General features: G+C 44.7%; 25 protein-coding genes. 15 read left to right on the top strand and 10 right to left on the bottom strand.

Annotated elements, in window-relative coordinates:
• Positions 1–10: 10 nt before the first annotated feature.
• Positions 11–811, bottom strand: coding sequence for an IclR family transcriptional regulator (locus DCO16_RS07825; protein ID WP_254598020.1), 801 nt, complete (start codon positions 809–811; stop codon positions 11–13).
• Positions 812–1,003: 192 nt separating this feature from the next.
• On the opposite strand from DCO16_RS07825, the gene DCO16_RS07820 reads away from it, so the two are divergent.
• Genes DCO16_RS07820 through DCO16_RS07810 form a run of 3 tightly spaced genes read left to right on the top strand, consistent with a single transcriptional unit; the run spans position 1,004 to position 4,983 of the window.
• Positions 1,004–1,975, top strand: a complete 972-nt coding sequence (locus DCO16_RS07820) for a Bug family tripartite tricarboxylate transporter substrate binding protein (protein ID WP_173943127.1) — start codon at positions 1,004–1,006, stop codon at positions 1,973–1,975.
• 55 nt (positions 1,976–2,030) lie between these two features.
• The gene (gene sauS, locus DCO16_RS07815) at positions 2,031–3,437 is read left to right on the top strand and encodes an acylating sulfoacetaldehyde dehydrogenase (protein WP_173943126.1); all 1,407 of its coding nucleotides are present in this window, start codon (positions 2,031–2,033) and stop codon (positions 3,435–3,437) included.
• 16 nt (positions 3,438–3,453) lie between these two features.
• On the top strand, positions 3,454–4,983 hold the full coding sequence (locus tag DCO16_RS07810) for a class I adenylate-forming enzyme family protein (protein ID WP_254598019.1): 1,530 nt from the start codon (positions 3,454–3,456) through the stop codon (positions 4,981–4,983).
• On the opposite strand, the gene DCO16_RS07805 is transcribed toward DCO16_RS07810, so the two are convergent.
• Genes DCO16_RS07805 through DCO16_RS07790 form a run of 4 tightly spaced genes read right to left on the bottom strand, consistent with a single transcriptional unit; the run spans position 4,980 to position 9,464 of the window.
• Positions 4,980–6,242, bottom strand: coding sequence for a SulP family inorganic anion transporter (locus tag DCO16_RS07805; protein ID WP_173943125.1), 1,263 nt, complete (start codon positions 6,240–6,242; stop codon positions 4,980–4,982). The genes DCO16_RS07810 and DCO16_RS07805 overlap by 4 nt on opposite strands.
• An 11-nt stretch (positions 6,243–6,253) precedes the next feature.
• Positions 6,254–7,861, bottom strand: a complete 1,608-nt coding sequence (locus DCO16_RS07800) for a GMC family oxidoreductase (protein ID WP_173943124.1) — start codon at positions 7,859–7,861, stop codon at positions 6,254–6,256.
• Positions 7,862–7,867: 6 nt separating this feature from the next.
• The gene (locus DCO16_RS07795; protein WP_173943123.1) at positions 7,868–8,698 is read right to left on the bottom strand and encodes a 3-oxoadipate:acetyl-CoA acetyltransferase; all 831 of its coding nucleotides are present in this window, start codon (positions 8,696–8,698) and stop codon (positions 7,868–7,870) included.
• Positions 8,699–8,717: 19 nt separating this feature from the next.
• Positions 8,718–9,464 (bottom strand): IclR family transcriptional regulator, encoded by a 747-nt coding sequence (locus DCO16_RS07790; RefSeq protein WP_173943122.1) that lies wholly within the window; start codon positions 9,462–9,464, stop codon positions 8,718–8,720.
• A 226-nt stretch (positions 9,465–9,690) separates the two neighbouring features.
• Here DCO16_RS07790 and accB point away from each other — a divergent pair, with 226 nt between their 5' ends.
• The 7 genes from accB to DCO16_RS07755 all read left to right on the top strand — a co-directional run bounded on the left by accB (position 9,691) and on the right by DCO16_RS07755 (position 16,511).
• The gene (gene accB, locus DCO16_RS07785) at positions 9,691–10,251 is read left to right on the top strand and encodes an acetyl-CoA carboxylase biotin carboxyl carrier protein (RefSeq protein ID WP_173943121.1); all 561 of its coding nucleotides are present in this window, start codon (positions 9,691–9,693) and stop codon (positions 10,249–10,251) included.
• Positions 10,251–11,708, top strand: coding sequence for a pyruvate carboxylase subunit B (locus tag DCO16_RS07780; RefSeq protein WP_173943120.1), 1,458 nt, complete (start codon positions 10,251–10,253; stop codon positions 11,706–11,708). Before accB ends, DCO16_RS07780 begins: the two co-directional genes overlap by 1 nt.
• A 73-nt stretch (positions 11,709–11,781) precedes the next feature.
• Positions 11,782–13,065: an ABC transporter substrate-binding protein gene (locus tag DCO16_RS07775; RefSeq protein WP_173943119.1), complete on the top strand. Its 1,284-nt coding sequence runs from the start codon at positions 11,782–11,784 to the stop codon at positions 13,063–13,065.
• A 5-nt stretch (positions 13,066–13,070) separates the two neighbouring features.
• Positions 13,071–13,844 carry an ABC transporter permease gene (locus DCO16_RS07770; protein ID WP_173943118.1) on the top strand — a complete coding sequence of 258 codons (774 nt, stop codon included), beginning with the start codon at positions 13,071–13,073 and terminating at the stop codon, positions 13,842–13,844.
• A gap of 40 nt (positions 13,845–13,884) precedes the next feature.
• Entirely contained in the window at positions 13,885–14,661 is a 777-nt protein-coding gene (locus DCO16_RS07765) for an ABC transporter ATP-binding protein (RefSeq protein ID WP_173943117.1), read from the top strand.
• Entirely contained in the window at positions 14,661–15,416 is a 756-nt protein-coding gene (locus DCO16_RS07760; RefSeq protein WP_173943825.1) for a sulfite exporter TauE/SafE family protein, read from the top strand. The genes DCO16_RS07765 and DCO16_RS07760 overlap by 1 nt, the downstream gene beginning before the upstream one ends.
• A 315-nt stretch (positions 15,417–15,731) precedes the next feature.
• Positions 15,732–16,511 carry an SDR family NAD(P)-dependent oxidoreductase gene (locus DCO16_RS07755; protein WP_173943116.1) on the top strand — a complete coding sequence of 260 codons (780 nt, stop codon included), beginning with the start codon at positions 15,732–15,734 and terminating at the stop codon, positions 16,509–16,511.
• 19 nt (positions 16,512–16,530) lie between these two features.
• Here the strand turns inward: DCO16_RS07755 and DCO16_RS07750 are convergent, their stop codons facing one another.
• Positions 16,531–17,307 (bottom strand): ferredoxin--NADP reductase, encoded by a 777-nt coding sequence (locus DCO16_RS07750; protein WP_173943115.1) that lies wholly within the window; start codon positions 17,305–17,307, stop codon positions 16,531–16,533.
• Between the two features lie 129 nt (positions 17,308–17,436).
• On the opposite strand from DCO16_RS07750, the gene DCO16_RS07745 reads away from it, so the two are divergent.
• Together DCO16_RS07745 and DCO16_RS07740 are read left to right on the top strand one after the other, a co-directional pair.
• Positions 17,437–17,919, top strand: coding sequence for a methyltransferase family protein (locus tag DCO16_RS07745; RefSeq protein WP_173943114.1), 483 nt, complete (start codon positions 17,437–17,439; stop codon positions 17,917–17,919).
• A gap of 40 nt (positions 17,920–17,959) precedes the next feature.
• Positions 17,960–18,412, top strand: coding sequence for an OsmC family protein (locus tag DCO16_RS07740; RefSeq protein WP_173943113.1), 453 nt, complete (start codon positions 17,960–17,962; stop codon positions 18,410–18,412).
• Positions 18,413–18,494: 82 nt separating this feature from the next.
• Here DCO16_RS07740 and lysS read toward each other — a convergent pair whose 3' ends face one another.
• The 4 genes from lysS to DCO16_RS07720 form a co-directional block, all read right to left on the bottom strand.
• Entirely contained in the window at positions 18,495–20,039 is a 1,545-nt protein-coding gene (gene lysS, locus DCO16_RS07735; RefSeq protein WP_173943112.1) for a lysine--tRNA ligase, read from the bottom strand.
• 42 nt (positions 20,040–20,081) lie between these two features.
• Positions 20,082–21,186, bottom strand: a protein-coding gene (prfB, locus tag DCO16_RS07730; protein WP_173943111.1) for a peptide chain release factor 2 whose coding sequence is annotated in 2 segments (ribosomal slippage) — positions 20,082–21,104 and positions 21,106–21,186 — 1,104 coding nt in all. Because the reading frame shifts where the segments join, the coding sequence is not laid out codon by codon here.
• Between the two features lie 28 nt (positions 21,187–21,214).
• Positions 21,215–22,960: a single-stranded-DNA-specific exonuclease RecJ gene (recJ, locus tag DCO16_RS07725; RefSeq protein ID WP_173943110.1), complete on the bottom strand. Its 1,746-nt coding sequence runs from the start codon at positions 22,958–22,960 to the stop codon at positions 21,215–21,217.
• Positions 22,957–23,937 (bottom strand): hypothetical protein, encoded by a 981-nt coding sequence (locus DCO16_RS07720; RefSeq protein WP_254598018.1) that lies wholly within the window; start codon positions 23,935–23,937, stop codon positions 22,957–22,959. Before DCO16_RS07720 ends, recJ begins: the two co-directional genes overlap by 4 nt.
• A 70-nt stretch (positions 23,938–24,007) precedes the next feature.
• Between DCO16_RS07720 and DCO16_RS07715 the strand changes: the two genes are divergently transcribed.
• Genes DCO16_RS07715 through DCO16_RS07705 form a run of 3 tightly spaced genes read left to right on the top strand, consistent with a single transcriptional unit; the run spans position 24,008 to position 26,833 of the window.
• Complete coding sequence (locus DCO16_RS07715; RefSeq protein ID WP_173943824.1) at positions 24,008–25,267, top strand: lipoprotein-releasing ABC transporter permease subunit; 1,260 nt, start codon at positions 24,008–24,010, stop codon at positions 25,265–25,267.
• Positions 25,260–25,967: a lipoprotein-releasing ABC transporter ATP-binding protein LolD gene (gene lolD / locus DCO16_RS07710; RefSeq protein WP_173943108.1), complete on the top strand. Its 708-nt coding sequence runs from the start codon at positions 25,260–25,262 to the stop codon at positions 25,965–25,967. The genes DCO16_RS07715 and lolD overlap by 8 nt, the downstream gene beginning before the upstream one ends.
• Positions 25,964–26,833 (top strand): TatD family hydrolase, encoded by an 870-nt coding sequence (locus tag DCO16_RS07705; protein WP_173943107.1) that lies wholly within the window; start codon positions 25,964–25,966, stop codon positions 26,831–26,833. The genes lolD and DCO16_RS07705 overlap by 4 nt, the downstream gene beginning before the upstream one ends.
• Positions 26,834–26,837 lie beyond the last annotated feature (4 nt).

Here is a 26,837-nt window from a genome sequence, read left to right as displayed (position 1 = left end):
AGTTAAAGGATTAGGCCAAAGTTTGAGAAATGCGCTCAGCTGCCGCTTTAAGCTTAGGGATGTGCTCCATCGCTTGATTTAAAGGTAATCTAGCAGTTGCTGCATGAACTGCAATAGCAGCAACTACCTCACCCGAAAGATCTCTCACTGGCACCGCTACACAAGAAACGCCCAAGACATACTCTTCGTTATCAACTGCATACCCCGTAGAAACAATTCTCTCTAATTCTGATTCCAGTAGATGGAGATCGGTGATGGTTCTGTGAGTAAATTGTTCGAGAGGTAAATTTTCTAGAATTCTAGTGCGATCCTCTAATGACTTAAAGGCCAACAGCAGTTTTCCACTAGCGCTGCAGTGAGGTGGCAATACAGTACCCGGTGGTAGGTGAAGACGTAAGGCCCAATTGGCTTCAACACGGTCTAGATAAAAGAGTTCGCCTCTTCTGAGTACAGCAAGATTGCAGGTTTCTCCAAGGTCTGAAACCAGTTTGCGCAAAATAGTATGTCGTATTGCAGAGACTGTATCGTGAGTTAGCGTCGACATAGCTAGGCTAGATAAACGCTCTCCCGGAGCATAGGTTCTCCCCCCCGGCTCTCTCGCTACCAAGCCAGCCTCTTCAAAAATAGCTAAGGTTCTATGCAGGGATGCTTTCGGCATGCCGGTAATTTGCATCAGTTGAGCCAATGTAGCAGGTTGCTTCAGGCCCACCAGTGCCTCCAAAATCACGACACCCTTTAGCATTGAAGAGTTTTCGCCGGAATTGTCTCTTTTAGCGGTATCAAGCTGGTCAGTAAGGTCTAATTCAATCATAGTTCTAATATCTCATGAATTGCGGTGTTTTGTTCATTCTAATTGAACAAAACCCTTAATTCTAGTAAAAACGAAAGTATTTTTACCTATATGAAACAACTTGTTCCGTTTAGTAAGATGAATTATCCTGAAGAGGATCATCAATAAGGACTAATATAAATCTATTACAAAACTTAAATAGGAGATTTAATTATGCGTAGAAGCAATCTATTAGTCGCTATTGTTCTTTTGGCGTCTTCATTCAGTTTTACTCAGGCGGTCAACGCTCAGGCTTGGCCGACAAAACCTATTAAATTTATTGTTCCTTATCCACCTGGTGGGGGGACAGATGTGATTGCTCGTATTGTGCAGGAGCCCTTAAGTCAGGCTCTTGGCCAGCAAATTATTATTGATAACCGCGGTGGAGCTGGAGGGTCAGTTGGCACTGCAATTGCTGCGCAATCACCGTCAGATGGTTACACCGTACTTTTTACACTTTCTTCGCACACAATTAATCCTGCCATTTATCCCAAATTGGCATTTGATACTGAGAAAGATTTCTTGCCTGTATCTTTGGTGGCATCTCTACCGCAGATTTTGGTTGCCAATCCTAATTTTCCTGCGCAATCTGTAAAAGATGTGATTGCCCTGGCTAAGTCTAAGCCGGGAGAAATTGCTTTTGCATCAGTAGGCAACGGCTCCCCTGGACACTTTGCTGGTGCAATGATGGCGAGTGGCGGCGGTGTGCAAATGATTCACATACCGTATAAAGGCGGCGGCCCAGCAGTGACAGACACTATGGGTGGGCAGGTTCCTTTATTGTGGGTCTCCATTCCAGCTGCAGCGAACTTTGTCAAAACAGGAAAGTTGCGTGCTTTAGCGGTATCCACTGTTAAGCGCTCACCTCTTTTCCCTGATGTCCCAACAATGGCGGAGCTAGGGTTCAAAGACTTCGAAGTAGATTCTTGGTATGCAATGTTCGTACCCGCTAAAACTCCAAAAGTCATCATAGATACTCTATATAAGGCGACTATCAAAACTCTTGAGCAACCTGCAGTGAAAGAAAAATTACTTGGTCAAGGGGCTGTTGCTGTTGGTAGTTCGCCAGAGCAGTTAGGAGCTGCTGTTAGCAAGGAGATCGTGAAGTGGAAGGCAGTTGCTAAAGATTCTGGTATCCAAATGTAATCTTTTGAATCCGGTACACCCTGTTTATGCGCTTTAATTTATTAGGATAGTAAAGATGACTGTAGTAGAAAGCATTATCGAACGTGGACGTATTGCTCAAAAAGTTTATGAGCAATACAACCAAGCACAAGTTGATTTAGTGATTGAGGCAGTGGCATGGGCAATATTAGAGCCTCAGCGAAATCAGGAATTGGCTGAGCTTGCGGTGCATGACACTGGGTTGGGTGATGTGGCTGATAAATTTAAGAAAAATTTTCGGAAAACTTTGGGGTTGGTCCGAGATTTAAGTCATGCTAAAACTGTTGGGGTGATTTCTGAGGATTTAAAAACAGGATTGACTGAATACGGTCGTCCTGTTGGTGTGGTTGCTGCCATTACGCCATCTACCAACCCAGGGGCTACGCCGATTAATAAAATTCTGAATGCATTGAAGTGTCGCAATGCAGTTGTCGTTGCACCTTCTCCGAAGGGCCAGTCTACTTGCGCACGTTTAATAGAGTTTGTGCATGCGCAGTTGGATCTAGTGAATGCTCCCCGTGATTTGGTTCAGGTATTGCCATCGCCCATCACTAAAGATGCCACGAATGAATTAATGCGTTTAGCGGATTTAGTGGTTGCTACTGGATCTCAAGCGAATATTCGTGCAGCCTATACTTGCGGTACCCCAGCCTTTGGTGTGGGTGCTGGTAATGTGTTGGTCATCATTGATGAATACGCAGATTTATCGAGTGCAGCTAGTAAGATCTTACAATCCAAAACTTTTGATAATGCAACGAGTTGCTCAAGTGAAAATGGGGTAGTGATTTGCGCACAGATATATGAGCAAGCTATTAGCGCTCTTGAGTCTGCCGGCGGACTGATGTTAGATGCCGCAGATAAAAAGCGACTTCATGATGTGATGTTTAGTAACGGTAAACTTACTTCAACATTAACTGCCCAAAGTGCGGCGATGATTGCTGAGCGCGCACAGTTGCAAAATCCCAAGGCAAAGTCTGCCAAATTTTTTATGGTTGAAGAAACGGGCTTTGGCCCATCAGCACCATTTTCTGGCGAAAAACTCAGCCCGGTTTTAACAGTTTGGAAGGTAGCTAATTTTGAAGCGGCTCAGGATTTGATTTGTAATGTATATGCCTATCAAGGCGCAGGACATTCCGTTGGGCTCCATACCGCTCAATCCGGTGAGGTGATGGAGACTCGTGCGGCCACCTTAGCGCAGCAACTACCAGTAGCTCGAATTATTGTCAATCAAGCGCATGCTATTGCCACTGGGGGAAGCTTTGAAAATGGCTTACCATTTTCCCTTTCAATGGGCTGCGGTACGTGGGGTAAAAATAATTTCTCTGACAATATGAACTATCGTCATTATCTCAATATCACTAGAGTGGTTAGACCGATTGCTGAAAAGGTGCCTAAGGTTGAGGATTTACTGAAAACCTATTTCACTCGTTTTCCCCAAGCTTGATTTTTAGGCTATATTAATGAGTGCTTCCTGCATGCATTTAGGTGAGGTGTTGTTGCACTGGGAAAAAGTGCAAGGTAGCAAAACATTTTTATTTGCGCCTGAAACAAAGGCAATTCTTAGTTACGGACAGTTAGCAAAAGAAGCGCGTCATTTTTCCTCATGGCTGGAACAAAAAAAGATTAGTCCTACTGGGCATGTTGGCCTATATATGCAAAATGGCCGACAAACTAGCACTGTTTTTATCGCCACTATGGCTTGTGGTCGCGTAATTACTCCACTCAATTTATTAGCGCCAACTGATCAATTAGCATGGGTTTTAGATCACAGCGATATTGAGGTGTTGTTCTATTCGCCTGATAAAAAGAAAAGCCTATTTGCTGCCTTAGAAAAATCTAAAAGAAAATTTCTGTTGATAGAGCTCGATCCTGATGCGGTAGAGGGGCCATTTATGAGCTGCCAGGAAGGTGTGCTTCCTGTAGTAAAGACTACCCAAGCTGCATTGTTGATGTATACCTCTGGTACTACTGGAACCCCAAAGGGGGTGATACTCAGCCATGCTAATTTATTACATGCAGCACGTTCAATGGCAGCATGGCACTCATTGACTCAAGCAGATACTGTATTAAGTTCACTGCCTATTTATCACATCAATGGACAGTCAATCTCTACTATTACTCCATTTGTTTCTGGAGGCTCTGTGGTAGCGCCGCACGCATTTTCAGTCTCAGCTTGGTGGGACCTAGCAATTGAATATCAATGCACCTGGATCAATATGGTTCCTACCATCATTGCCTACTTGATTAATGCAGCGAAGAGTGGAGGTCGGATACCTTCACAGCACGATTTGAGGTTCATTCGTTTTGGTCGTTCTGCTTCATCCCCATTGCCACCCGAGCACCATCGTGAATTTGAAGCCCTTTTTGGTATTACTCTGATCGAAGGTATGGGAATGACCGAGTCCGCCTCCATGGTATTTTGCAACCCCCATGATGAAACTAGACGCTATGGCAGCCCAGGTCTTCCTTGTGGAGTAGAGGCTAAAGTGATTGATCCCGATGGTAGATTACTTGGTAATAATACGAATGGTGAGATTTGTTTGCGCGGTGGCAATGTATTAAATGCGTATTACAAAGCTGAAGCTGAAACTTCGAAAGCCTTTGATGCTGATGGGTGGCTCAAAACAGGCGATCTTGGTATGCGTGATGATGATGGCTTTTACTTCATTACGGGTCGACTGAAGGAGTTAATTATTAAAGGTGGTGAGAATATAGCCCCTCGAGAAATCGATGAGGCGATCTTAAAGCATCCAGCAGTATTAGATGCTGCAGCGGTTGGTATTCCAGATAGTAATTATGGCCAAGAGATTATGGCCTGTATTGTTCTCAAGGAAGGCGCCGTTTGCTCGGAAGAAGCTATGCGTGCATTTTGCTTACAAGAGCTAGGTAAGTTGAGAAGCCCTAAAATCATATTATTCATGGATGACCTTCCACGCGGACCTTCTGGAAAAGTACAGCGCTTAAAGCTACTAGACCTTTATCAAGCCTAACTCTTTTTCTTAGTAGTCCGCTCAATCAAAATTGAGCTAAATATTCCAGTAAGAATCGCCCATTCTAAGGGGATCGTAATAGTAAGGATGCCCGTTACTAGCATTGGAACCCATGCACGATACCCCAAACTAAATTCGTGACGAATCTGTTTTAAATCAATGAGCTTCCAAGCAACTACTAGTAACAAAGTGGCAATCACCACATAGGGTATGTGTTTGGCTAGTGGCGCAAGAAATATCAATAAAATTAATAAAAACAACACAGCGCAAATTGCAGAGAGCGGTGTCTTTGCCCCAGAGGCTAAGTTGACACCTGTGCGATTAAATGAGCCGCTGGCAGGATAGGCTGAGAAAAAAGAACCAAATACATTGGCTAATCCTTGGCCAATAAATTCTTGGTTGGCATTAAATTGGTCTTTGGTTTTTAAAGAGATCGCACGGGCTATTGCCATTGCTTCAGTAGAGGCGAGTAGCGTCATGATCAGTGCGGCACTGAAGAGTTTCTGCAGCGTCTCCGGACTTAAGTCTGGAATAGAAAATGGTGGAAATGCCCCAGGTATATCCTGTACCCTCTTAAATGCCCCAAGAGTCGGAAGGTAGATCTCAATGAGGGCGGCCGCAATACTACCTAGAACGACTGCAGCGAGCATGGCGGGTATGAATCGATTGAGTGGTCCCCACATCCAAATAGCGAGTAGGGTGAACAATACCAAAGCTGGAGCACTTATTTGCCATTGATGATTTTGCAGGCCAATGCCAACAGCAAACATTGTTTCGAACACATTTTGTCCTCTCGGAATCGCTACTCCAAGTAGGGTGCCAAGCTGACTATTGATAATGAGAATGGCTGCGCCAACAGTAAAACCAACAATGACAGAATGAGGTACTTTTTCTACCCATTTACCCGCTTTGCTCAGTCCCAAGATCAGCTGTAGCGCTCCTACCAAAAAACTCAAAGTTAAGACATAGGTGACGTACTGACTCGATTCAGCTTGCGCCAGTGGGCCTATTAATGCCATCGTCGTTAGGGAGATCGCATTTGCGGGGCCAGTCACCATGAGTCGGCTGGAACCAAATAATGCCGCAATCAAACATGGGACCATTGCCGCATAAAGACCATATTGGGGTGGCATACCAGCAAGTAATGCAAATGCAATGCCTTGTGGCATAACGACTATTGCGCCTGTTAATCCTGCTAAGACATCTGCACGAATAGTGCCTGGAGTCCGATATTCAGGAAGCCATCGAAAAAAGGGCAATCGCCAATTTTTCAAGATTGGATTTGACCTAAAATTAAATCAGCGGCTCTTTCGGCCAGCATGACTGCAGGCCAGTTAGTATTACCAGAGGGCAGGGTTGGCATAGCGGAACAATCAACCACCCTTAAACCTTTAACTCCACGCACTCGAAGCGATGCATCTAACACTGCTAATGGATTATTGTCAGGACCCATTTGGCAGGTTCCTGTTGGATGAAAGATTGTGGCGCCATAATTGCGACAAAATTCTAAAATTTCTTCATCAGACTCCACTTGATTGGGTTTTACTTCTCTCACAATCAGGGAGCGAAGTGGTTCAGTCTGAGCTAACTTGCGGGCAAACTTCACAGCAGCAATGCTGGTCTCTCGGTCATATTGGGTATTGAGGTAGTTAGCAAACATTTTTGGAGGGACCAAAGGATCACTAGATTGAATACGTACGTGCCCTCGAGACTCTGGTCTTAATTGGCATACTGACATCGTAAAGCCAGAGAAGGGGTGAACTTGTCCACCCGCCATCTCCGCTGATAGTGTCGCTAAATGAAATTGGATGTCCGGTGTTTTAGAGTCTTTCATGACACGGGTAAACAGGCCACCTTGATTAATGCCGATGGAGAGCGGTCCGCCCCGAAATAGCAGCCACTCTAAGCCCATTTTTAATTGACCAAACCAAGATGAGAGTTGATCATTGGTTGAGATCGGTTGATTTAACTCATAGATCAACCGATGTTGCAGATGATCTTGAAGATTTTCTCCAACCCCAGGAAGATCATGAATAACGGGGATATTAAATTCTTTTAAAAGTTTAGCGGGACCGATACCAGAGAGCTGAAGGATTTGAGGGCTTTGAATTGCGCCGGCACTTAGAATAACTTCTTTATTTGCGCGAATAACTTTCTTAACGCCCTGTTGAATAATCTCAATCCCGACAGCTTTTTTATTCTCAAAGAGTACTTTACAGACTTGACTATTCGTCAAAATATGTAAGTTTTCACGTGACTTAGCTGGCTTGAGATAAGCTACAGCAGTACTACAGCGAAAACCTTTATGAGTTGTGAGTTGGTAGTAGCCCACTCCTTCCTGAGTGAGATTATTAAAGTCATCTGTACTTGGAACGCCTAGTAAATTAGCAGTTTTTTTAAACACCTCTACTAAGGGATGCTTCTTTGGAATAGATGAGGCTTTGAGGGGGCCCGTTTGAGAATGGAGTGGCTCGCCTAGTCGGTCATTGCCCTCAGCCTTTTTGAAGTAAGGCAGAACATCGTCCCAACCCCAACCGGGATTTCCAAGATCTCGCCAGGTGTTGTAGTCTTCTTTTTGGCCTCTAATAAAAATTAAGCCGTTAATAGAGCTTGAGCCTCCCAGAGTTTTACCTCTGGGCCAATAAATTTGGCGCTGATTCATTCCAGGATCTGGCTCAGTTTGAAATTTCCAATTGAGCTTTGGATCCCACATGGTTTTTGCATAGCCAATTGGTAAATGAATCCAGGGCGAGCGATCCTTAGGTCCAGCCTCAACTAGGCATACTGAGTTTTGAGGATCTTTCGATAATCTATTGGCTAATACGCAGCCAGATGAACCGGCACCTACAACAATGTAATCAAAAGATTGATGTTCCATATTCACTTAATGCTTTTTCAGTCCGAGAATTTCGCGTGCTTGTGCCACTGTTGCTACAGAACGACCATAGGCAGGAGCCATACCAGCCAATCGTGCCACTAACTCAGCATTGTCTTTTGCTAACCTGGTTTTATCAAAGCGCACATTGTCTTCAAGTCCAGTCCTCACATGGCCGCCAAGTTCGAGTGTCCATTCATTTACAGGTAATTGGTAGCGCGCTACACCAGCAGCTGTCCATGTTGCATCAGGCATCACTGCTTTTAGTTCTGAAAGTAAGAACTCTAAAATACTGCGTCTTGCAGGCATTGCATTTGGTATCCCCATGACAAATTGGACATGTGCAGGGGCTTTCAAGAGGCCTTTTTCAATTAAGTTTGCCGCGTTATACAGCATGGCTAAATCAAATATTTCAATTTCTGGCTTGATGTCATATTTCAACATCTCACTGGCTAGGCCATCAACAAAGTCAGGTGGATTCTCATAGATGCCATTAGGAAAATTCACAGAACCAGTGGCAAGCGAAGCCATATCTGGTCGATGAGAGAGCATTCCGCCTCGTGCCGCTTGATCACGCCCACGCCCACCGGTTGAAAATTGCACAATCATGCCAGGGCAGTGTTTCTGAATACCTGCTTGTACGATACCGAATAACTCGGGATCTGAGCTAGGAGTTTCATCTGGATTGCGGACGTGAATGTGGGCTAATGTGGCACCTGCTTCAAATGCTTTATGTGTTTCTTCGATCTGCTGGGAGGTCGTTACTGGAAGTCCTGGGCAATCTTTTGTGCGCGGTATAGAGCCAGTCATTGCTACGGTAATGATTACGGGACTTGTCATAGAAGATCCTATCGGTAAATTAAATACTAGATTCAGAGAGAGTGCTTTGAATATCAATGGCGGCTTGCTTTAAAGGCTCTAAATAAAACTCAATAGAGCTTTCTTGCATGCGTGGTGCTGGACCGTGCGCAGTAATGGTGGCAAAAGTTTTATGTTTTGAATTATTGACTGGTACCGCTATGCCAATAAAGCCCTCAAGAAAAGCAGATTCATCAAGAGCATAGCCATTCACGCGAATTTTCTCTAACTCAGGCAAAAGCATTTCATAGCTTGTCAAGGTGTTGTTAGTATGACGTTCAAATGGCTCAGCCCCAAGGGAGTTTCTCACTTGCAGCTCCGTCATTGCAGAGAGAAATAACTTGCCGCTTGCAGTGCAGTGCAGGGGAACGCGTGTACCAACATCGATATGTAAACGGATGGGTGCACTGGTCTCAATTCGATCGAGATACATTACTTTATTGCCATCCAGGATATTAAAGTTGCATGTTTCGCCAATTTGTTCAACCAGACGCCTCATCACCGCCACACGCTGAGATCGAATGGAGTCTACGGAGAGAATATTAATTCCAATCAGCCTAAGCTTAGCACTGGGCTGAAAACGTCTTCCGTTAGGATCACGCTCTATAAAACCTTGCGCAACTAGGGTATTTAAAAGCCTAAAGGCAGTGGGTTTTGCCAATCCATTGCTAGTAGAAATAGATTCTAGCGTTAGGGGAAATTCAGATTGTGCGATGGTCTCTAGGATGAGGAGAACCTTTTCAGCCATGCTCGATTTGGCTGAGTCTTCGAATATTTCGAATGGAGGGGTTATGCGGGAGAGCTTTTGTGACATTAAGTAGAAATTTTTACTATTTTATGTTTTTTTAAGTGTTTACCCTTAAAGCATTTCATCAGATGATACCTTATATTCCATTAAATAAATATTAACTAAAAACACGAGACTGTGCAAATTAAAAAAAAATACCCCTGCGAAGGTAAAAAAGAAGCCAACTGTGACAAGTAAAAAGGCTACTCCCGCTTTGAAGAAAAGGGTGACTGGAAAGGCATTGGTTCAAAAAGCAAAAAATACAGTGCAAATGCCACCCGAGTTCACTATGAAGCAAGTGAAAGAGATTGTTTCTTTAATTAAGGACGCCGGCACCTTCACTACTTTTGGCTACAAGACGGATGAATTTGAAATCGAGATATCAGTGGGAGCACCTACTCCTACTGCTGTACCAGCTCCTTATGTCGCGCCACAAGTTGCCACAACCACCATAACGGCAGCACCAGTAAATCCTGCTTTAGCGCCTGCACTCAGTATTTCTGCATCAGAGCGCTTAATTACCAGCCCAATGATTGGTACTTTCTTTCGAAGGCCAAGTCCTGGTTCGCCACCATTTGTTGAGCTTGGTGATGTGGTTACTTCAAAAACCGATGTTTGCATTGTTGAGGTGATGAAATTACTCAATACGATCCCCGCAGAATGTAATGGTCGAATCACAAAAATATTGGTAGAAGATGGCGCCAGTATTAGTGCTGGGCAGGCATTAATGGTGGTTGACGTTTCCTGATGGCTATCAAAAAACCTTTTGAGCTTATCGACGTCACATTGCGTGACGCGCATCAGTGCCTCTGGTCTACTCGCATGACAACCCCCCAGATGTATCCAGCTTTAGCAGATATTGATCAAGCTGGGTTTGCCTATATTAATATTTTAGGGGGAGCTGTATTTGATGTGATGGTCCGCTTTCTGAGGGAGGATCCTTGGAGGCGGATGGAGTTCCTGAGCAATCAACTGCAAACTCCCACTGATGCCTTAACTCGGGGCCAGAGCATCTATACATTTGAATTGTTTGCTGATGATGTCGTTGATCTCAATATTGAATTATTAGCAAACTCAGGCGTTAAAGTACTTACCGTATATGACGCACTAAATGACAATCGCAATGTTGAATCATCCGTAAAGACTGGAAAAAAATACGGCATGTTGGTCAATGCAATGCTCACCTACGCATTAAGCCCCGTGCATGATGATGCGTACTTTATTGCTAGAACCCTCGAGCTTGTTAAGATGAAGGTGGATTTTATTTCGGTTAAAGACCCCACTGGTTTGTTGACGCCAGAGCGTGCCGCTACACTTTTTCCTGCAATCGTTACTGCAGCTCAAGGCATTCCAATTAAATTACATTCCCATTGCCAATCTGGCTTAGCACCGCTCGTCTACGAGGAAGCGATTAAAGCTGGGTTTGCTTACGGCTATGTCGCTACGGATTGTTTGGCTAACGGGGCCTCTTTGCCTTCAGTTCTCGACGTTTATGCTAGCGCAAAACGTCTTGGTAGAGCTCCTCAAATGAACGCTACGGCCTTGCAAAAGATTGACGAATATTTCGATTGGATTTGCTCGCGCGATAACTTCTCACGTGGGGAAATAGCAAGCTATGACCCCGCTCTGTACGAGCATCAAATTCCAGGGGGAATGATCTCCAATTTACGAGCACAGCTTGCAACTATGGGCATTGCGCACCGAGAAGCAGAGATTTTGGAAGAGACCGCAAGGGTACGTGAAGACTTAGGCTACCCAATTTTAGTTAGTCCCTTTGCCCAATATATCGTGACACAAGCTGTTCTTAATGTAGTCCAGGGTGAACGCTATAAAACCATTCCAGATGAAGTAAGACTTTATCTCAAGGGACACTATGGTAGGTTGGCGGGTACACCAAGCGCGCTGGTGATGGGTAGGGCGAATGTTGATTACGACGCCTCTCGGAGGCCCGGAGATCTCATTGAGCCGGCATTGCCTGGCCTGAGAAAAAAATGGGGTCGCTCTGTAAGTAAAGAGCAGTTGAGTTTGCATGCCTTTTACCCTGAAAACTTGGCTATGGGATTAAAGGATGGTGCCGCACAAGCAATTAAACAAGGGTCTGAATTGCAGCCATTTACAGAGTTGGTAAAGTATTTACTAATGAAAAAAGAGTATAAAAATATTAGAACGAAGTTAGGTGGTATAGAGTTAAGTTTCACGAGTTAAGCTTTACGAGTTAAGTTTTAGACGTTTCGCTGTGTAGTGTTGTGTACTTATTTCAATTATTTAGGAGACTGTAATGAAAGAATTTAACGCATCGCGTCGTTTGTTTTCAGTACTGGCAGTTGCTATGTTATCTGGGGCACCGATGTTATCGATGGCTCAAAATACTGCCAAATTTAATGACTATGGCTGGCCCGAGGGCGCTGATGAAAAGATTTCAGCAAAATCTGTGGCATGGCTAAAGGAGAAAGGTTGGTGGCCTTTACAAATTGCGTTTCAACCACCTTGGTCCGGTCAAAATACAGTGAACTTAGTAATGGATAAGAAGGGTTTTCTGTCCAAACGTGGTATCGAATCTAAGCTACAAGCGTTTCCATCAGGCCCTGCGATTAATGAGGTCATCATCTCTGGACGCTTTCAGTTTGGTAATGGTGGTAATTTTCCTTTTACATCATTGGTAGATAAAAACATACCCGTAAAAACTATTGCGGTAGTAAATGTAAATTTATTGCATGCAATGTTAGTTCCTATTGATTCAAAGATTAAGTCCTTTAAGGATTTCAAGGGCTCAAATCCGCCAGCTACTATTGGTATCGTTACCGGATCGTCCGCAGAGTTTTATGTTCAGGCGGCTGCCAAGGCAAATGGGATTGAGATTGGCAAAGATATTATTCTAAAGAATATGCCCCCAGGCGAGCAAATGGCGATGCCCAAAGGTATTGACGCTGTAGTGCCATGGGATCCTACTCCAACCATTATGACAAAAGAGCGTAAAAATGCCAGAATCATCAGCGATAGTTTTCCTTACAATATTTATGCAGGCACCTTCTATGCTCGTCAAGAGGTGATTGATAACGCCCCTGATGTAGTTCAAGCGTTTACTGATGCAATAGCCGAGGCCACTCTTTGGATCAGAAAAAATCCTGATGAAGCGGTTGCTGTGATGCAAGAAGATCCGAACCTAAAGAATTATTCTAAAGAAATTTTGCGTCAGCAGATTTCAGACTACAACTTGCTTTATAAGCCCAATTTTATTTATCCAATACCTGTTTTCTGGGGCCGTGCAAATGAGCCAATTTACACTTGGTTATATGAAAATAAGCGTATTCAAAATAAGTTAACAGGCATTGATTTTGCTCGTGCTGTAGACACTCGGTTTATGGATAAGACATTTGAAAAGTTAGGTTGGGCTACGATTACTCGCCCTTCCTTTTTGCCAGAAAATTGGTCAACACCAATGGATAAGACGCCTTATCCGACCTACATGAATTCCTTAAATACCTCTAAGCCACAAGCTTTCCCAGAGAAGGGTGATCTCACTAGAGATTGGTCATTTGCTGGTAAGGTATATAAGAAATAAGTCCTATGCCAATTATCAATTTTCTCAAGCAATCTCGTCGCCTTGTCTTACTGATTATATTGCTGGCCAGCTGGGAGTACGCCAGTCGGTTTATCTTGGATAAAACTGAAGCCACTCTTTTGCCGCCACCTTCGGGTGTGGCAAAAGGAGGTTTTGAATTACTGCAATCCGGAGAAATCTGGAAGCATGTATTTGACAGCTTATCTAGGGAGTTTATTGCTTTTTGCTATGCGTCCGTTGCAATTCCTCTGGGGATTGTGATGGGCTGCTTTAAGTGGATCAATGAGCAAGTTGATCCGATTGTGGAAATTCTTCGTCCTATTCCTCCAATCGCTTGGATTCCCTTGAGTATTCTGTGGTTTGGTGTAGGTAACGTTCAAAATCAATTTATTATTTTCTTAGGAATATTTTTCCCTATTCTTTTAAACACGATTGATGCCGTTAAAAATGTGGAGCCTAACTTAATACGTGCTGCGCGCTGCTTAGGTGCTCAATCATGGGGTGTGATTACTCGGGTGGTACTACGTGCTGCACTACCCCAGATTGTCACTGGTGTTCGGATCGGTTTAGGGGTAGGTTGGATGGCTTTAGTGGCTGCTGAACTCGTAGGCGCTAATTCAGGTCTTGGATTTTTGATCAATGACGCTCGAACCGTATTACGTACGGATTATATTTTGGTCGGTATGCTATCTATTGGCTTAATTGGATTATGTTTAGATCGATTGATTCGGGTGACTTCTCAAAAGCTCATGCCATGGTCTAGAGCGTTAAACGGATAATATATTCCTATTTATTCTCATATTAGAAGCAGATAAAAAAATGCTGGCACTTAAAGTAGAGCACGTAAGAAAAATATATCCATCGATGCATTCCAAAGGGCAAGAAGTTCTTGCCATCGAGGATGTGTCTATGAATGTAAATAAAAATGAATTTTGTTCAATCTTAGGCCATAGTGGTTGCGGAAAAACTACCTTACTTAATCTGATTGCTGGATTTGAAGTTCCAAGCGCAGGCAGAATTGAATGTGCTGGAAAAGAGGTTAAGGGTCCAGGGGCTGATCGCTCGATGGTATTTCAAGACTATGCTTTATTTCCTTGGTTAACCGTCTTTGACAATATTGCTTTTGGCTTAAAGATTAAGGGAATTAGCTCTAGTGAAATCAATCAAATAGTGATGAGATTTGCAGCACTCGTTGGTTTAAGTCAGTTTACGACTCACTATCCCCATCAACTATCTGGTGGTATGCGTCAACGGGTTTCAATTGCTAGAGCTCTTGTCGTAGACCCCACTGTGCTTTTAATGGATGAGCCATTTGCAGCTTTGGATGCACAAAATCGCGCACTGATGCAGGCTGAAATGATCCGCATCTTGAATGAAGAAAGTAAAACTGTAGTGTTGGTGACGCACAGCATCGAGGAAGCTATAAATCTCTCAGATGTGATTGTTGTGATGACACGCAGACCAGGTAAAGTAAAAGAAATCATTCGGGTGCCCGAGCCGCGAAAAATGGTTGAGGATACCCCAGCGTATCTCGCCATTCGCCGTCAAATTCGTGACCTTATTGCTGGGGAGCATGATGACAGTGAGGTCCGCTAATTTCTGAAAGCCTGTATCCCCTCCTACTACTGATTTTTGCGTCAGTATTTGGAGGTTGGATAAGGCGTTTAAGTGGTTTTGGAGGTGCGCTGATTATGTCGCCCCTCTTGATGTGGGTTTTCCCACTCCCCTTTCTCATTCCGATTGTCATGAGTGCTGAAATTTTTGGTGGCATTTTATTATCGCGCCATTGGAAAGTGCATTCAGATGATCGCCCACGACTTTGGAGAATGTTATTTTTTGCTGGTGTCTTGCTACCACTCGGGCTTTGGCTTGGAAGCTTTGCACCAATTTGGCTAATAAAAGCGTTTACCAGCGTACTAGTGCTTCTGTTTGCATCTTATTTATTGCTGAGACCTCATTTTAGAATAGCCATCTCTAAGCTGTTCGATGGTTTTGCGGGAGGCTTATCGGGCCTCTTGCTAGGTTCTTGTGGAATAGGCGGCCCACCAGCAGCCCTTTATCTTAACGCTACCGATCACCCATTCGAAAGAACGCGAGCATTGTTGTCCCAGTTTATCTCTGGCATCTCTGTATGCGCAATCGTGGCAGCGAGTTTGATAGGCGGTAGCGTGGGATGGCTTACCTATCTGTTCGCTGCTATTCCAGCTTATTGGGTTGGCATGGAGATGGCTTCTTACCTACTCAAAAGGCATGATTTGTCACACGAGGCTATCAGGCGCCTTTGTTTGATCCTATTAATAGGAAATTCAGGCTTTAACTTGCTACTTTTGCTTATATCAAAATCACTATAAGTAAATAATTTATTTATTCTTTTCAGGTGTCGAATGAGAGCCTATGCTGTAACTCTATTAAATGAGTTTGGCAGAGGAAAGAAGCATGAGATGTATTGATGAAAATCGGCAGACCTCCATTGAGGATTTATTGACATTTACCGCTGAGATAATTTGTACCGCAATTAAAGGTGAAAATACTGTAGTTACTCCCCAAATTAGAGTCCAAGTGAATCCTGAGGTATATTTTCAGATTGAAGACTGATGTTAATTTATATGAAATTTGCTTTATATTCTATAAAGAGACGTTGACTTAAATCCATAGACCTCGCAAAAATGAATAGAGATTCAGTAGTACTAGTAACAGGCGCCACTGCAGGTATTGGTCGGGCAATCGCTACTCGCTTTCTCGCCGAGGGTTACAAGGTCATTGCTACTGGGCGTCGTACTGAACGACTCGATAGCCTCTATCACTCTATCCCTCAAGACCAGCATGATCAACTGTATATTGCCCAGCTCGATGTTACTGACCACGTTGAAATAGGAAATTTTATAAGCAGCATTCCAGCTGATTTCAAAAATATCCATGTTCTTGTGAATAATGCGGGCCTTGCATTGGGCTTAGAGCCAGCTTATAAGGCAGAACTCTTAGAGTGGTTCCAGATGATTGATACCAATATCAAGGGTTTAATGAATATGACCACTGCCGTCTTGCCAGGGATGATTGAGCGCCAGCATGGACATATATTTAACGTCGGCTCTGTTGCTGGTACCTATCCGTATCCTGGCAGTAATGTTTATGGCAGCACTAAAGCATTTGTCCATCAATACACTGCGGATCTACGCACTTCATTAGCTAATACTGGTTTGCGAGTGAGCTCTATTGAGCCTGGCATGATTTCAGGTACAGAATTCTCTAATGTCAGATTAAAAGATGATGACAGAGCAAAAAAAGTATACGAGGGTATTGAAGCTCTGACGCCAGATGATATGGCTGAAACTATTTTTTGGGCGGCCACCTTGCCTGCACATGTCAATGTCAATACTTTAGAGGTCATGCCTGTGCAACAGGCTTTTAGTTCTCCAACTTTTTATCGTAAAAAAATAGAAGCCTAATTTTTTTCTTTCGATAAGACTACTTCTCTACAAAAGCACGTTCAAAGACATAGTCACCTAATTGACCCAGGCTGGGCGATACCGTAAAGCCCTTTGCATCTAACATGGCAGCAGTTTCTTTCAGCATCGAGGGGCTGCCACATATCATCGCGCGATCTACTGCTGGATCTAAAGGCGGTAAACCAATATCTTGGAAAAGTTGGCCAGATTCAATCGCTGTGGTTAAGCGACCAGTGTGCTTGAAGGCCTCTCGGGTGACAGTTGGGTAATAGATTAATTTTTCACGGATGAGTTCACCTAGGTACTCATCTTGTGTAAGTTCGTTTTTGATGTACTCTCCATAGGCCAGCTCACTCACCAGGCGTACGCCATGAATAAGAACCACCTTCTCGAACTTATCATAGGTATCAGGATCTCGAATGATGCTCATAAATGGCGCAAGGCCAGTACCAGTGCTAAACAAATAAAGATGTTTTCCTGGATTCAAGTCGTCAATTACGAGTGTGCCAACAGACTTTTCGCTTACCAAAACGGGATCACCAACCTGAATTTTTTGGAGTCGTGAGGTGAGGGGCCCTTCCTGAACCTTAATACTCAAAAACTCTAAATGTTCTTCGTAATGGGGACTGGCAACGCTGTAAGCTCTGACTAAGGGCTTGCCCTCAACTTCAAGGCCAATCATCAAAAAATGACCACTACGAAAGCGCAAGCCTTTATTTCTGGTAGTTGTGAAGCTAAACAGGGTGTCATTCCAGTGGTGAACGGATAAAACGGTTTCGGTGTTGTATGCAGCCATAATGAGTCTATTAATAATGAAGTATTACTATTATCCTCAATCTCACCATTTCCTTCAGACATTAAGGTTCTGGGCTTATATCAAAATATCCTATCCACTCAACGATGATCAAAACAAGGTAAACAGTTTATGAAGCACTTATCTCTGCTTGATAGGGGCCTTGGGTACGTACTGATCCAGGCACTATTAATTGGCCTCCTTTTATTCGGCCCTAAGGGAATGTTATTAATACCCAGCTCAAAAGAGTTTTTAGCCCCTTATTTTGAGATATTCGGGATATTGATAGCTAGTGCAGGGCTGATTTTTACGGTGGTGGCAGCCTATCATTTGGGGAAAAATTTAACCCCTTTGCCTTGTCCTAAAGAGAATGCTCAGTTAGTGCAGAGTGGTTTATATCGCCTTGTGCGCCACCCAATTTATTTTGGAGTACTGCTAGTTGCCTTGGGTTTTTTATTGATATACCCACACATCTGGATTTTGCTTGAAGTCTTCGCGCTCGTCTTATTTTTTGATGTAAAAACTCGGCGGGAGGAGAAATGGCTGATCATACGCTTTCCACAATATCAAGATTATCAGCTAAAAGTAAAAAAATTAATCCCTGGAATCTATTAGTACATTTGCTAATATGATCTTTTAAGTCATTGGAGTCTTTATGAGCAGCGAGCCATCAGTCAGACTAGTCCAGCAAGCAGATTATCGCTTTGCTATTTATTACAATAAAGACCAAGACCCTATTTTTGGAGATGAACCTCCTCCCTTAGGACAATCTCAAGGCGCTACTCCCTCTCAATTTCTATTAGCTGGCGTTGCCAATTGTTTATCAGACTCTCTACTATTTGCTTTAAGAAAATTTAAGCAAAATCCTGAGCCTATTGAAACTCGGGCAAGTTGCCAGATTGGCAGAAACGATCAAAACCGTTTGCGTATCTTAGCAATCCATGTAGACATTCAGATCGGAGTTCCAGGCTCTACTATGGAAAATCTAGATCGGGTGCTAGCCCAGTTTCAAGACTTCTGCACCGTGTCTTCCAGTGTTAGCTTAGGGATTCCAGTGAATGTGACGGTGATTGATAGTGAGTTGAAGCAGCTATATCCAAGCCCCTAATGTGGTGGCATGCATTGGACAATAAAGTAAGAAAAAAAGCCGCAGAATCTGCGGCTTTTTTAATGCAACTCAAAACAAGTCATTATTCTTCTTCGCGCCGTAGATGCGGGAACAAAATAACATCCCGAATGTTGGGTACATCGGTCAATAGCATTACCAGACGATCAATCCCAATACCGCACCCGCCAGTTGGGGGCATGCCGTATTCCAAGGCGCGAATGAAGTCATGGTCAAAATACATCGCTTCCTCGTCACCGGCTTCCTTTTGTTCTACTTGTTTACGGAAACGGTTTGCTTGATCTTCAGCATCATTGAGCTCAGAGAAGCCATTGGCAATTTCGCGACCTGTAATGAATAACTCAAAGCGCTCAGTGACACCAGGACGAGTATCCGATTCACGTGCGAGGGGACTCACTTCGATAGGATAGTCAATGATGTATGTTGGCTCCCATAGATGGGATTCAGCGACCAACTCAAATAAGGCTAATTGCAGCGCGCCAATACCAGCGTTTTTCAGGTTAGGGCTATCGGGGTTCTCACCACCCTTTTTTAACTCAGTACGAATAAAAGCAATATCTTCTAATTGGGCTGCTTCGTACGTTTTATTGGAGAGGCCGCAGTACTTGAGGATGGCTTCAGTAATCGTTAAGCGTTGGAAAGGCTTACTCAGATCTAATTCACGACCTTGATGCGTTAGTACAGCAGTACCTTGGGCATCCATTGCAGCTGAGCGAATCAAGCCTTCAGTGAAATCCATCAGCCAACGGTAATCAGTATAGGCCGCATAGAATTCCATCATCGTGAATTCTGGGTTATGGCGTGGGCTTACCCCTTCATTGCGGAAGTTGCGATTAATTTCAAAGACGCGCTCAAAACCACCCACAACTAAACGCTTGAGATAGAGCTCAGGCGCGATGCGCAAGAACATCTGCATGTCTAGGGCATTGTGATGCGTCATAAATGGTTTCGCTGTGGCTCCACCTGGAATAGGGTGCAACATCGGCGTTTCTACTTCCATAAAATCCGCATCGAGCATATGACGACGTAAAGAAGCAATCGTATTACTTCGCACTCTAAACGTGTTGCGACTCTCGGGGTTCACAATCAAGTCTACATAGCGTTGACGGTATTTGGTCTCTAAATCAGAAAGGCCGTGAAACTTATCAGGTAAGGGACGCAGTGATTTACTGAGTAGGCGTAACTTACTACACTCTACCGATAGCTCCCCCTTATTGGTTTTGAATAAATGTCCTTCCGCCGCAATGAAATCACCCATATCCCAGTGCTTAAAGGCAGCATGAATATCTTCACCACTGATTTCATCGCTAATATAGAACTGAATCTGACCACTACGATCTTGAATCGTTGCAAAGCTCGCTTTACCCATCACGCGCTTGAGCACCATGCGTCCTGCAACCTTGACGTGCACTTTCTTCGCAGCCATATCCTCTTTGTTGAGGCTGTCATAGTGGGTGTGTAGATCTACTGCTAAATGCGTTGGAACAAAATCATTCGGAAAGGCAACCCCACCTTTACGAAGCTTGGCTAATTTTTCACGGCGCTCAGCAATGATGTGATTTTCATCAAGGGCTTCAGTGATTACGGGTTGGGCTGTTTTATCGTTCATAGGATTCATTGATTACTAAAATAGTGGGAATGCATCAGACGATCAGACGCCTTGTTTTAGGCTCGCTTCAATAAAGGCATCCAGATCGCCATCTAAGACTTTTTGGGTATTAGAGATCTCAAGGTTTGTACGTAAGTCTTTAATGCGGCTTTGATCTAATACATAGGAACGGATCTGATGACCCCAGCCCACATCGGTTTTACTGGCCTCAAGTTTGTCTTGCTCAACACGCCGCTTTTGCATTTCATGTTCGTAAAGTCGTGACTTCAGCATTGTCATGGCTTCCGCTCGATTGCGATGCTGGCTACGATCGTTTTGACATTGCACCACGATACCGGTTGGAATATGCGTTAAGCGTACTGCGGAGTCTGTTTTATTAATATGCTGACCGCCCGCACCAGAAGCGCGATAGGTGTCCGTCCGGATATCCGCTGGATTGACATCAATCTCAATCGAATCATCGACTTCCGGATAGACATAAATACTGGCAAAGGAAGTATGGCGACCATTTGAGGAATCAAATGGAGATTTACGGACTAAGCGGTGCACCCCAGTTTCGGAACGCAGGTGCCCGTAAGCATATTCACCATCTACTTTGATGGTGGCGCTCTTAATACCAGCGACGTCACCATCAGACTCTTCTAGGATTTCTGTTTTGTAGCCTTTGCGTTCGCAATACTTAAGGTATTGACGAAACAACATACTGGCCCAGTCACACGCTTCTGTGCCACCGGCGCCTGCTTGAATATCAATAAAGCAGCTGCAAGGATCCATTTCATTATGAAACATGCGACGGAACTCAAGATCACCAATAATTTTGCTGTAGCTGCCGACATCTGTCTCGATAGCGCCAATCGTTTCAAAATCACTTTCTTCTTTAGCCATATCGAATAATTCGATGGCGCCAGTGATATTGCTGTTTAAAGAGGTCAGGGTGGCAACTACACCATCTAATAACTTCTTTTCTTTGCCAAGGGCTTGGGCTTTTTTTTGATCATCCCAAATCGTGGGATCTTCTAAAATAGAATTGACTTCAGTAAGGCGGCGTGACTTTACTTCGAAGTCAAAGATACCCCCGAAGTGCTTGCTCACGGGTGAGCAGATCGGAGAGGGTATTTGAGATAGTGTTGAGTTGTTCGGCTTCCATTCCCCAATTATAATGGGGTTATTGCAGCCTATCCCTCATCATGTGCCTCAATCATGAGTTGTACCCGAGCCTGCCCCTGAAAGCGGTCTGTCACGAGGCGGTAGGCTAGTTTTGCCTTAGCGGGCAAAGTTTGGGTGCGGTTAAACCAGACGCCAGTTAATGGTTTGCTGGCAAGGTGACCATCCCCTATAGGGCGGAGCTGGAGCCGCAGGTGCTTCTCTTTCATGAGGCTTTGCTGAGCAATCTCAAATTCGCCATAAAAAATGGGCTGAGGAAAGCCTTGCCCCCAGATTTCTTCTGCTAGCAGATCCCCAGTGTCCGTATTAAATTCTGATGGCGCCAACACACCATCGTGAATATGACGGCGCTCTAGCAGCTCATCATTGAGTAATTCATCAGCTGCTTTTTGAAAGACCTGATCGAACTTTTCAAAGTCAGATTTACGGATACTCAGACCTGCTGCCATAGCATGGCCACCAAATTTCAGAATTAAACCTGGCTCTCGTTTGGAAACGATATCTAAGGCATCCCGCAAATGAAATCCACTAATAGATCGTCCGGAGCCGCGCAATTCTTCACTAGCAACCCCATCCGCAGGTGCAAACACAATAGCAGGACGATTAAATCGTTCTTTGAGGCGGGAGGCCACTATACCCACAACACCCTGATGCCATTCTGGGTTCCAAAGGCAGATGCTATTACGCTCCATCATCGTGCCCGCTAATTCATCTTCTGCTAGATGCGCTAATGCTGCTTCCTGCATACCCGATTCAATACCCCTACGTTCACGATTGATGCGATCTAACTCTTGTGCAAGGACTATGGCTTCATCGGGACTATCACTGAGTAGCAAGCGAATACCCAAAGTCATATCGGCAAGGCGACCAGCTGCATTGAGGCGGGGTCCAATGGCAAAGCCTAAATCAAAGGCACTCGCTTTGCGGGGGTCACGGACCGCTACCTGAAAGAGTGCGGCCATTCCTGCTTGTGCAGTTCCTGCTCGAATCCGTTTTAATCCATTAGAAACCAGGATGCGGTTATTGCGATCGAGTTGGGCAACGTCTGCGACGGTTCCTAGCGCTACAAGATCGAGTAGATTTTCAACCTTAGGTTGATTCTCGGTAGTAAATTGACCTCGTCGACGCAACTCAGCCCGCAGCGCTACCAGTAAATAAAACATCACACCAACGCCAGCTAATGCTTTACTAGGAAAGGGGCATCCTGGTTGATTGGGATTCACAATCGCTACAGCTTTGGGGAGTCGATCTCCTGGTAAATGATGATCAGTCACAATCACTTGCATACCTAATTCATGTGCGCGATCAACGCCTGCTTCACTAGCAATACCGTTATCTACTGTAATGAGGTATTTGGGTTTAGGAATTTGCTGCGCAGCCAAATTAACTACCTCAGGAGTCAGTCCATAGCCCATCGTAAAACGGTTTGGCACTAAGAATTGAATTGGAGTATTCGTGCCGCCTAACATTTTCATGCCACGTACCGCTACTGCACAGGCTGTAGCCCCATCACAGTCGTAGTCTGCGACGACTAACATGGGTTCTTGACGTTCCAGAATATCGGCTAATAGAGCGGCAGTGCTAATGCAATTTTTTAACTCTAGTGGTGAGAGGAGTTGCTTGAGGTCAAGGGATAGCTCATCGGGCTTATCAACCCCGCGGGCTGCAAATAATCTTGCGAGTAAGGGATGCAAGCCACTTTGCTCTAGCCAAGTAGCCGTGCGCTCAGAGAAGGGACGCTGTGAAAATGTACTCATGATTCTGAAATGATTTCTTTCCAACTTAATCGCTCAGGTTTTTTCCAGAAGGCCCATGACTTGCGATGAAGGTCTCTTGCTGTGATGAGTCGATGACGTGCTTTGCCTGCTGGAAAGTCAATGATCTCCAATTCAGATATGGCTTGATTGATGAGGGCTTGGCTCAAGTCCTGCCAAATGTCTTGAGGCTTATCTAACCAGGCAAATATGTTTCCTCGATGCTCAGCATGTATTAACTCAGGAAAAGCGATTTCAGCTTGATGAGCAATGCTAAGATATTTTGCCAATCCCTTTAATAAGGGATGGTTACCGTAGAGGCAGCTTGTATTCTGCAAGCAGTCTGGTGTCTGTACATCCTGTAGTTTTCCAATACCGCTAATCCAAAGAGAATTAATACTAGGCAATCCAGATTGCGCACGAGCTTCGTTTACTGCATCAATGTGCCATAGCATCTGAATTTCGTTTTGGAGTTTGCGCCACAGCTTAGCAATGCCTTCTTCATGAGTATCACGTGGCATCCACCAATCTATATTGCGGCCATGGGCCTGATCAATTGAATGAGTCGCTAGGCTGGCGAAAGGACCCGCAGGAATAAACCAGGCATGCTGTCCTTGAAATAATAGTGTGTGTTTAAAGTCTTCTTCGATATAAGGCAGGACAAGATTGCACAGTTGAGTGGATTCTTTTGCAGTCAGATCAATCTGACTTTGAGCCATGAGGATCAAATGATCCCGAGTCGCATGCAGGTGCACTGGTTGCAAACAGGCAATGACCTGATGGGGATCTACTGGCAAGTCACTTTGCCCTAATAGCCAGATGGGTGCAATAGCCAGCTTCTCTCCCAGTAAAAACCGCTCTTGTGGCAGTCCTGTAGGTGGGGCGTCCTGAGTATGCTGAGGACCAGTGCTTAGATCGGCAGTATCTTCTCCTGAAAGCATCAGGGTGAAGCGCGGGATGGGTCGAAGATTTGCAGTCATTCCCCTGATTTTAGGTGGCATTTATAGAATCCATCCATTGGCGCCTCCAATTGTCTAAACTATGGCTATGTTGAGACTCCCCATTGAGCTAGAAATAGGCCTACGCTATACCCGATCCAAGCGTCGCAAGACCGTGGGTAAGCGTGATGGCTTCTTATCCTTTATCTCGGGAATCTCCACCGCAGGGATTGCATTGGGGGTAGCTGCCCTGATTGTGGTGCTCTCCGTGATGAACGGCTTTCAAAAAGAAGTACGTGATCGCATGCTCTCCGTGCTCTCTCATGTAGAAATTACTGCCCCAGATGGTTTAGCCAATTGGGAGCCTATAGCTCTCAAAGTAGCAGCTCAGCCTCATGTCATCGGGGTAGCTCCGATGGTGAGCTCGCAGGGTCTACTCAGTCGCGAGAATGTGATGCGCGGTGTGTCGATTCGTGGAGTATTGCCTAGTGAAGAAGGAAAGGTATCTGATCTGCCTAAGCAATTTACCTCTGGCAGTATTGAGGATCTTAAGCCAGGTGGTTTTGGCGTAGCGCTAGGCGCACAATTAGCAAGCATCGTTGGTGCGGGTGTCGGTGATCGTATTAATTTGATCGTTCCTGAGAGTGATCTCACGCCAGCAGGTGCAATGCCCAGAATGCGCACTCTACAAGTAGTCGGAATTATCGATAGTGGCCATTACGAATACGATAGTTCATTAGCGATCATGCATTGGAAGGATGCTGCTGCTTTATTACGCTTGCAAGATCCCTCTGGATTGCGTGTCAAGGTCGACAATATGCAGCGCGCACCAGAGGTAGCCTCTCAACTGGCACAAGTAGTGCCACAAGCACTTTGGGTAACGGACTGGTCACGCTCTAATCGCAATTGGTTTGCAGCGGTGCAGACCGAAAGAAAAATGATGTTCATCATCTTGACTCTAATTATTGCCGTTGCTGCATTTAACCTGGTCTCGACTTTAGTCATGACGGTCAATGAAAAACAAGCAGACATTGCGATCTTAAGAACCATGGGAGCTAGCCCTGGACTCATTCAGCGCATCTTTTTAGTACAAGGTTTAGCGATTGGTTTATTAGGCTCTTTAGCGGGTGTGGGCCTCGGTTTGCTGATTGCCCTCAATATTGATGTGATTGTTCCCGCTATTGAAGCTATTTTCAGAGTCCGCTTTTTGCCACGGGATGTGTATTTCATTAGCGAGCTACCCTCTGACGTGCGCCTATCGGATGTCGTCACAGTGGGATTGATGGCTTTTGGTTTGTCAGTACTAGCTACCTTATATCCTAGTCGCCGAGCAGCCCAAGTCCAGCCTGCGGAGGCATTACGCTATGAGTAATGTGATCCAAACATCCAATCCGCTCGTACTCAGTGCGCAGGGTCTTGCCAAAACGTATGGCAAAGGGCCAACTGCGATTGAAGTTCTTAAGGATATTGATTTAGAGGTGAATGCCTCTGAAAAAGTGGCTATTGTGGGATCTTCTGGATCCGGTAAGAGCACCCTATTACATTTGCTGGGGGGCTTAGATTCTCCTAGTGCTGGAACCGTCATGCTAGCCGGACAAAATCTTCACAACTTATCCGTTAGCAAGTTAGATCAACTACGTAATCGCAGCTTGGGTTTTATCTATCAATTTCATCATCTCTTAGATGAATTTAGTGCCATTGAGAACGTGGCATTACCTTTACGCATTCGCGGCCTGAGTAATGAGGAGTCTATGGAGCGCGCTCATCAGATGCTTCAAGCTGTAGGCCTGGCGAAGCGGGTACAACATACTCCTGGAGAGCTTTCTGGGGGTGAGCGTCAACGCGTTGCAGTAGCAAGAGCATTGGTAGGTAGCCCCTCTTGTGTATTGGCCGATGAGCCAACGGGTAATCTGGATACCGAAACTGCCGATGGTGTATTTGATCTGATGTTAGATATTGCTCGCGAGCAAGGCACAGCATTTGTGATTGTGACCCATGATCCCGTACGCGCTAAACGGTGTGATCGTATTTTGCATTTAGAGCGTGGAGTATTAAAGATATTTTCGCAATGAGCGAAGCTCTTCATTGGATTGACACCCATTGTCATATTGATGCTCCCGAGTTCAAGGCTATTCTTCCGAAGATCATTGCTAGGGCAGCACAGGAAGGTGTACAAGCAATTTTGTTCCCGACTGTACAAGCCGCTGATTGCGATCAGACGAGAGAGCTAGCCAAACTCTATGGGGCTCGTATTCCGGGTTTGGTCTATACCTTAGGCATTCATCCGCTGTATATCAAGCAAGCAAAGGAATCGGATATTGGCCTTCTTAGAGGACATATTGAGCAGTCATTAAATGACCCAAGGTTTGTGGGTATTGGTGAGATCGGGCTAGACTACTTTGTTGAAGGGCTTGAGCCCCAGCGCCAAGAATATTTTTTTCATAAGCAATTAGATTTAGCGCAAGAATTTGAGTTACCGGTGATTTTGCATGTGCGCCGTTCACAAGATGCCATTCTTAAAGCCTTACGCAAACGAAAGATACCCAGTGGCATTGCGCATGCTTTTAATGGCAGCCATCAACAGGCTGAGCAATTTATTGAGCTGGGCTTTAAGTTGGGTTTTGGAGGCGCTGCAACCTTTGAACGTGCTTTGCAAATTAGAAGACTCTTAAAAGAACTTCCACTCTCCAGTATTGTGACTGAAACAGATGCACCGGATATTCCGCCTGCTTGGCTTAGAGAGGAGGACGGCCTCTTTAATGAACCCGCATTACTGCCTAGAATCGCTCAAGAATTAGCAGCGATTCGGGGCATCACTAATGATGAGTTTTCAGCAGCAGTTTGGCAAAATGCGATGCAGGCATTACCGCGTTGGTCACAACTCATGCGCAATCAGTTCGGCGACAGCAACTTTCCTAATTTCCAAATAGTTTCATAAGCAA

The sequence above is a fragment of the Polynucleobacter antarcticus genome (genome assembly GCF_013307245.1).
In the GTDB taxonomy this organism is placed as follows: Bacteria; Pseudomonadota; Gammaproteobacteria; order Burkholderiales; family Burkholderiaceae; genus Polynucleobacter; species Polynucleobacter antarcticus.
This window is presented reverse-complemented; position numbering and strand designations above follow the sequence as displayed.